The following is a 1,409-nucleotide window of genomic DNA, read 5'->3' as shown; positions in this document are numbered from 1 at the left end:
CAGGATACAACTATGACAATGATTACGGATTCACTGGCCGTCGTATTACAACGTCGTGACTGGGAAAACCCTGGCGTTACCCAACTTAATCGCCTTGCGGCACATCCCCCTTTCGCCAGCTGGCGTAATAGCGAAGAGGCTCGCACCGATCGCCCTTCCCAAGAGTCGCGCAGCCTGAATGGTGAATGGCGCTTTGCCTGGTTTCCGGCACCAGAAGCGGTACCAGAAAGCTGGCTGGAGCGCGATCTTCCTGACGCCGATACTGTCATCGTCCCCTCAAACTGGCAGATGCACGGTTACGATGCGCCTATCTACACCAACGTGACCTATCCCATTGCGGTCAATCCGCCGTATGTTCCCACGGAGAATCCGACAGGTTGTTACTCGCTCACATTTAATGTTGATGAAAGCTGGCTACAGGAAGGCCAGACGCGAATTATTTTTGATGGTGTTAACTCGGCGTTTCATTTGTGGTGCAACGGGCGCTGGGTCGGTTACGGACAGGACAGTCGTTTGCCGTCTGAATTTGACCTGAGCGCATTTTTACACGCCGGAGAAAACCGCCTCGCGGTGATGGTGCTGCGCTGGAGTGACGGCAGTTATCTGGAAGATCAGGATATGTGGCGGATGAGCGGCATTTTCCGTGACGTCTCGTTGCTGCATAAACCGAGCACGCAAATCAGCGATTTCCATGTAGCCACTCACTTTAATGATGATTTCAGCCGCGCTGTACTGGAGGCAGACGTTCAGATGTACGGCGAGCTGCGCGATGAGCTGCGGGTGACGGTTTCTTTGTGGCAGGGTGAAACACAGGTCGCCAGCGGCACCGCGCCTTTCGGCGGTGAAATTATCGATGAGCGTGGCGGTTATGCCAATCGCGTCACGCTACGTCTGAACGTCGAAAACCCGAAACTGTGGAGCGCCGAAATCCCGAATCTCTACCGTGCGGTGATTGAACTGCACACCGCCGACGGCATGCTGATTGAAGCAGAAGCCTGCGATGTCGGTTTCCGCGAGGTGCGGATTGAAAATGGTCTGCTGCTGCTGAACGGCAAGCCGTTGCTGATTCGCGGCGTTAACCGTCACGAGCATCATCCTCTGCATGGTCAGGTCATGGATGAGCAGACGATGGTGCAGGATATCCTGCTGATGAAGCAGAACAACTTTAACGCCGTGCGCTGTTCGCATTATCCGAACCATCCGCTGTGGTACACGCTGTGCGACCACTACGGCCTGTATGTGGTGGATGAAGCCAACATTGAAACCCACGGCATGGTGCCAATGAATCGTCTGACCGATGATCCGCGCTGGCTACCCGCGATGAGCGAACGCGTAACGCGAATGGTGCAGCGCGATCGTAATCACCCGAGTGTGATCATCTGGTCGCTGGGGAATGAATCAGGCCACGG

General features: G+C 55.2%; 1 pseudogene. It reads left to right on the top strand.

Annotated features, from left to right (window positions below):
• Nucleotides 1-12: 12 nt before the first annotated feature.
• Nucleotides 13-1,409 (top strand): annotated as a pseudogene (gene lacZ, locus HMPREF3140_RS13195) (beta-galactosidase); the annotation flags it as partial.

It is taken from the genome of Klebsiella sp. HMSC16A12, assembly GCF_001808265.1.
Classification (GTDB): Bacteria; Pseudomonadota; Gammaproteobacteria; order Enterobacterales; family Enterobacteriaceae; genus Klebsiella; species Klebsiella pneumoniae.
The sequence above is the reverse complement of the archived record's forward strand: the minus strand, read 5'-3'. Positions and strand labels throughout refer to the sequence as shown.